Annotated in this window: 4 protein-coding genes; 2 read left to right on the forward strand and 2 right to left on the reverse strand. The window is 55.3% G+C overall.

Annotated features, from left to right (window positions below):
* Positions 1 to 74 precede the first annotated feature (74 nt).
* Both zraS and zraR read left to right on the forward strand, forming a co-directional pair.
* The gene (gene zraS / locus ACJHX4_RS25625) at positions 75 to 1,451 is read left to right on the forward strand and encodes a two-component system sensor histidine kinase ZraS (protein WP_001211906.1); all 1,377 of its coding nucleotides are present in this window, start codon (positions 75 to 77) and stop codon (positions 1,449 to 1,451) included.
* The gene (zraR, locus tag ACJHX4_RS25630) at positions 1,448 to 2,773 is read left to right on the forward strand and encodes a sigma-54-dependent response regulator transcription factor ZraR (RefSeq protein WP_000148498.1); all 1,326 of its coding nucleotides are present in this window, start codon (positions 1,448 to 1,450) and stop codon (positions 2,771 to 2,773) included. The genes zraS and zraR overlap by 4 nt, the downstream gene beginning before the upstream one ends.
* On the opposite strand, the gene purD is transcribed toward zraR, so the two are convergent.
* Entirely contained in the window at positions 2,770 to 4,059 is a 1,290-nt protein-coding gene (purD, locus tag ACJHX4_RS25635; RefSeq protein WP_000866835.1) for a phosphoribosylamine--glycine ligase, read from the reverse strand. The genes zraR and purD overlap by 4 nt on opposite strands.
* Positions 4,060 to 4,070: 11 nt before the next feature.
* Positions 4,071 to 5,660 carry a bifunctional phosphoribosylaminoimidazolecarboxamide formyltransferase/IMP cyclohydrolase gene (gene purH / locus ACJHX4_RS25640; protein WP_001187526.1) on the reverse strand — a complete coding sequence of 530 codons (1,590 nt, stop codon included), beginning with the start codon at positions 5,658 to 5,660 and terminating at the stop codon, positions 4,071 to 4,073.
* Positions 5,661 to 6,081: the final 421 nt, after the last annotated feature.

A 6,081-nucleotide genomic window follows, 5' to 3' on the forward strand; every position in this document is an offset into this window, starting at 1 on the left:
CAGCGCAGGGTAAGCGCTGATAAAAGATGGCATGATTTCTGCTGTCAGAAAGGGATGGGCAGGCAAAGAAGAAGATGCGTTTTATGCAACGTTCTAAAGACTCCTTAGCTAAATGGTTAAGCGCGATCCTCCCCGTGGTCATTGTTGGGCTGGTGGGGCTGTTTGCGGTGACAGTGATTCGCGATTATGGGCGCGAGACTGCCGCCGCCAGACAAACGCTGCTGGAAAAAGGCAGTGTACTTATCCGTGCTCTCGAATCCGGCTCGCGCGTCGGAATGGGGATGCGCATGCATCATGCGCAGCAGCAGGCCTTACTGGAAGAAATGGCCGGGCAGCCTGGAGTACGTTGGTTTGCGGTCACGGATGAACAAGGAACAATCGTGATGCATAGCAACTCCGGCATGGTGGGAAAACAGCTTTATTCCCCGCAGGAAATGCAGCAGTTACATCCGGGAGATGAAGAAGCGTGGCGGCGGATCGATAGCGCAGACGGCGAGCCTGTTCTGGAAATTTATCGCCAGTTTCAACCGATGTTTGCTGCTGGAATGCACCGGATGCGCCATATGCAGCAGTATGCCGCGACACCACAAGCAATTTTTATCGCTTTCGACGCCAGTAACATTGTGAGTGCCGAAGATCGTGAGCAGAGAAACACCCTGATTATCCTCTTCGCCCTGGCGACGGTCTTGCTGGCAAGCGTGTTGTCATTCTTCTGGTATCGCCGATATCTGCGCTCGGGCCAGCTGTTGCAGGATGAAATGAAGCGCAAAGAGAAGCTGGTGGCACTGGGGCATCTTGCGGCAGGCGTTGCCCACGAAATCCGTAACCCACTTTCCTCGATTAAAGGGCTGGCGAAATACTTTGCCGAACGCGCGCCAGCAGGGGGAGAAGCGCATCAATTGGCGCAGGTGATGGCGAAAGAAGCCGACCGTTTAAACCGCGTGGTAAGCGAGCTGCTGGAACTGGTTAAGCCAACGCATCTGGCTTTGCAGGCGGTGGAGCTCAACACGCTGATTAGCCACTCATTACAGCTGGTAAGCCAGGATGCAAACAGCCGGGAGATCCAGTTACGCTTTACCGCCAACGACACATTACCGGAAATTCAGGCCGATCCGGACAGGCTGACTCAGGTCCTGTTGAATCTCTATCTCAACGCTATTCAGGCGATTGGTCTGCATGGCGTGATTAGCGTGACGGCCAGCGAAAGCGGCGCGGGCGTGAAAATCAGCGTTACCGACAGCGGTAAGGGAATTGCGGCGGATCAGCTTGAAGCCATCTTCACTCCGTACTTCACCACCAAAGCCGAAGGCACCGGACTGGGGCTGGCGGTCGTGCATAATATTGTTGAACAACACGGTGGTACAATTCAGGTTGCAAGCCAGGAGGGGAAAGGCGCAACGTTCACCCTCTGGCTTCCGGTCAATATTACGCGTAAGGACCCACAAGGATGACGCACGATAATATCGATATTCTGGTGGTGGATGATGACATTAGCCACTGCACTATTTTGCAGGCTTTACTGCGCGGCTGGGGCTATAACGTCGCGCTGGCGAACAGCGGGCGACAGGCGCTGGAGCAGGTGCGGGAACAGGTTTTCGATCTTGTGCTTTGCGATGTGCGAATGGCAGAGATGGACGGCATCGCCACGCTAAAAGAGATCAAAGCGTTAAATCCGGCGATTCCGGTACTGATTATGACCGCGTACTCCAGCGTCGAGACGGCGGTAGAGGCACTGAAAACCGGGGCGCTGGATTACCTCATCAAGCCGCTGGATTTCGATAACCTGCAGGCAACGCTGGAAAAGGCGCTCGCGCATACGCACAGTATCGACGCTGAAACGCCTGCGGTGTCTGCCAGCCAGTTCGGTATGGTCGGTAAAAGCCCGGCGATGCAACACCTGCTCAGTGAAATCGCCCTCGTCGCGCCATCGGAAGCCACGGTGCTGATCCACGGCGATTCCGGTACCGGTAAAGAGCTGGTCGCCAGGGCGATTCACGCCAGTAGCGCACGTAGCGAAAAACCGCTGGTAACGCTCAACTGTGCGGCACTCAACGAATCCTTGCTGGAATCTGAATTGTTCGGTCATGAAAAAGGGGCGTTTACCGGAGCCGACAAACGGCGAGAAGGGCGCTTTGTTGAGGCGGACGGCGGCACGCTGTTTCTCGATGAGATTGGCGATATCTCGCCGATGATGCAGGTTCGTCTGCTGCGTGCGATTCAGGAGCGCGAAGTGCAACGTGTCGGCAGCAACCAGACTATCTCGGTTGATGTCCGGCTGATTGCGGCGACCCATCGCGATCTTGCCGCAGAGGTGAATGCCGGGCGTTTTCGCCAGGATCTCTACTATCGGCTGAACGTGGTGGCGATTGAAGTACCATCGCTGCGGCAACGGCGGGAAGATATTCCTCTGCTGGCTGGCCATTTTCTTCAGCGCTTTGCCGAACGTAATCGCAAGGCGGTAAAAGGCTTTACGCCCCAGGCGATGGATCTGCTGATTCATTACGACTGGCCGGGAAATATTCGTGAACTGGAAAACGCGGTGGAACGGGCGGTGGTGCTGCTGACCGGGGAATATATTTCCGAACGCGAGCTGCCGCTGGCGATTGCCAGTACGCCGATCCCGCTGGTACAAAGTCAGGATATTCAGCCGCTGGTGGAAGTCGAAAAAGAGGTGATTCTGGCGGCGCTGGAGAAAACGGGCGGCAACAAAACCGAAGCCGCCCGCCAGTTAGGGATCACGCGCAAAACGCTATTGGCAAAACTGTCGCGTTAGTTCTGCTCGCGTTCGATAGCGCGCCAGCCGATATCTTTCCGGCAGAAGCAGTCGTCCCAATGGATATCGGTCATTAAGGCATAAGCGCGTTTCTGCGCTTCTGCCACGGTATGACCCAGCGCGGTAACGCACAGTACGCGCCCGCCGCTGGTCACTACCTGCTCGTCATCCGCCAGTTTCGTGCCCGCGTGGAACACTTTGCCGTCTGCCACTTCTTCCAGCGGCAGGCCGTGGATCACATCGCCGGTGCGGTAATCGCCCGGATATCCACCCGCAGCCATCACCACGCCGAGAGAAGCGCGTTCATCCCACTCGGACGTTTTCTCGTCCAGCTTGCCTTCACAGGCCGCCAGGCAGAGCTCAACCAGATCGGACTTCATGCGCAGCATAATCGGCTGGGTTTCCGGATCGCCAAAGCGGCAGTTAAATTCAATAACCTTTGGATTACCCTGTTTGTCGATCATCAGGCCCGCATAGAGAAAACCGGTGTAGGTGTTGCCTTCCGCCGCCATGCCTTTCACGGTTGGCCAGATGATACGTTCCATGGTGCGCTGATGAACTTCATCGGTCACTACCGGCGCAGGAGAGTAAGCCCCCATTCCGCCGGTGTTTGGCCCGGTATCTTTATCGCCTACGCGTTTGTGATCCTGGCTGGTGGCCATCGGTAGCACATGCTCGCCGTCCACCATCACGATAAAGCTCGCTTCTTCACCGTCGAGGAACTCTTCGATAACAATACGATGACCCGCGTCGCCAAACGCGTTGCCCGCCAGCATATCGTGAACAGCTGCTTCAGCTTCTTCCAGCGTCATCGCCACGATAACGCCTTTCCCGGCTGCCAGACCGTCAGCTTTAATGACGATTGGCGCGCCTTTCTCACGCAGATATGCCAGCGCAGGTTCTACCTCGGTGAAGTTCTGGTATTCCGCTGTGGGAATGTTATGGCGGGCCAGAAAGTCTTTGGTGAATGCTTTAGAACCTTCCAGTTGTGCAGCACCTGCGGTTGGGCCGAAGATTTTCAGCCCGGCGGCGCGGAAGGTATCGACTACGCCTTTCACCAGCGGCGCTTCCGGGCCGACGATGGTTAGATCTACCTTTTCGTTTTGTGCGAAATCCAGCAGCGCCGGGATATCGGTTACGCCGATAGCGACGTTCTGTAGCGCGGGTTCCAGCGCAGTGCCTGCATTGCCCGGAGCAACAAAAACAGTTTCAACCAGCGGCGACTGAGCCGCTTTCCAGGCCAGCGCGTGCTCGCGCCCGCCGTTACCGATCACTAATACTTTCATCTGTCGCTCCATTAATGGCGGAAGTGGCGCATGTCGGTGAAGAGCATCGCAATACCGTGCTCGTCGGCGGCGGCAATTACTTCGTCATCACGGATAGAACCGCCAGGCTGGATTACGCAGGTCACGCCCGCAGCGGCTGCGGCATCAATACCGTCGCGGAACGGGAAGAACGCGTCAGAAGCCATTGACGAACCTTTCACTTCCAAACCTTCATCGGCAGCTTTAATACCGGCGATTTTCGCGGAGTACACGCGGCTCATCTGGCCTGCGCCAATACCGATGGTCATATTGTTTTTGGCATAGACGATAGCGTTGGATTTCACGAACTTCGCCACTTTCCAGCAGAACAGCGCATCACGAAGTTCCTGTTCAGTCGGCTGACGTTTGGTGACGACGCGCAGTTCTTCCGCACCGACCATCCCCAGATCGCGATCCTGAACCAGTAGACCGCCGTTCACGCGTTTGAAATCAAGACCCGGAATACGTTCGCCCCACTGACCGCAGGTCAGAACGCGTACGTTCTGCTTGGCGGCGGTGATTTTCAGGGCTTCTTCGCTGGCGGACGGCGCAATAATCACTTCGACGAACTGACGAGAAATGATGGCCTGCGCGGTTTCAGCATCCAGTTCGCGGTTAAAGGCAATGATGCCGCCGAATGCGGAGGTTGGGTCGGTTTTGTACGCGCGATCGTAAGCATCAAGAATGGAATTGCCGATAGCCACGCCGCAAGGGTTGGCGTGCTTCACAATCACACATGCCGGCTCGGCGAACTCTTTCACGCACTCCAGCGCCGCATCGGTATCGGCGATGTTGTTATAAGAGAGAGCTTTACCCTGAACCTGGGTTGCGGTAGCAACGGAGGCTTCTTTCACATTCTCTTCTATATAGAAGGCAGCCTGCTGGTGGCTGTTCTCGCCGTAACGCATATCCTGCTTCTTAATGAAGTTCAGGTTCAGCGTGCGTGGGAAGCGACCGGCGGCTTCTTTGCTTTCACCGTGGTAAGCCGGAACCATGCTGCCGAAGTAGTTGGCAATCATGCTGTCGTAGGCGGCAGTGTGTTCGAAGGCTTTGATGGCGAGGTCGAAACGGGTTGCAAGCGTCAGCGATCCTTCGTTGGCATCCATCTCTTTAATAATGGCGTCGTAGTCGCTGCTCTTCACCACGATTGCGACATCTTTATGGTTCTTGGCGGCGGAGCGCACCATCGTTGGGCCGCCGATATCGATGTTCTCTACCGCATCTTCCAGCGAGCAGCCTTCACGAGCGACGGTCTGGGCGAACGGATACAGGTTAACAACCACCATATCGATAGGCTGGATCTGATGTTCTTCCATAATGGCATCGTCCTGGCCGCGACGGCCCAGAATGCCACCATGTACTTTCGGATGCAGGGTCTTCACGCGTCCATCCATCATCTCCGGGAAACCGGTGTAATCGGAAACTTCGGTTACCGGCAGACATTTTTCTGCTAACAGACGGGCAGTGCCCCCTGTAGACAGCAGCTCCACACCGCGTGCGGAAAGTGCCTGGGCGAATTCGACGATACCGGCTTTGTCAGAAACACTGAGCAGAGCGCGGCGGACTGGACGACGTTGTTGCATGGTAAATCCCCTGGATTTGACTATTACAGAGAGCGTTAGCTGAATTTTTCGCGAAAAACTCAGCTAACGCCCCTAACGGGGCATCCTTATTTTTCGCCCGCATTGTAACGAAAACGTTTGCGCAACGCTCGCGAATTTTTCTCTTTCAATGGTGATCACAATTTTGACAGTGGCTACCGTGGGAAAAATACAGAAATTACATTGATGATTGTGGATAACTCTGTGTGTAAAAAGGTATAAAGCGGGGTTTTGCTGGGGAATGCAGCAGTCAGTCATTTTTCTGCAATTTTTCTATTGCGGCCTGCGGAGAACTCCCTATAATGCGCCTCCATCGACACGGCGGATGTGAATCACTTCACACAAACAGCCGGTTCGGTTGAAGAGAAAAATCCTGAAATTCAGGGTTGACTCTGAAAGAGGA

Origin of the sequence: Escherichia sp. WS2035 (assembly GCF_046487065.1) — a bacterium.
Classification (GTDB): Bacteria; Pseudomonadota; Gammaproteobacteria; order Enterobacterales; family Enterobacteriaceae; genus Escherichia; species Escherichia coli.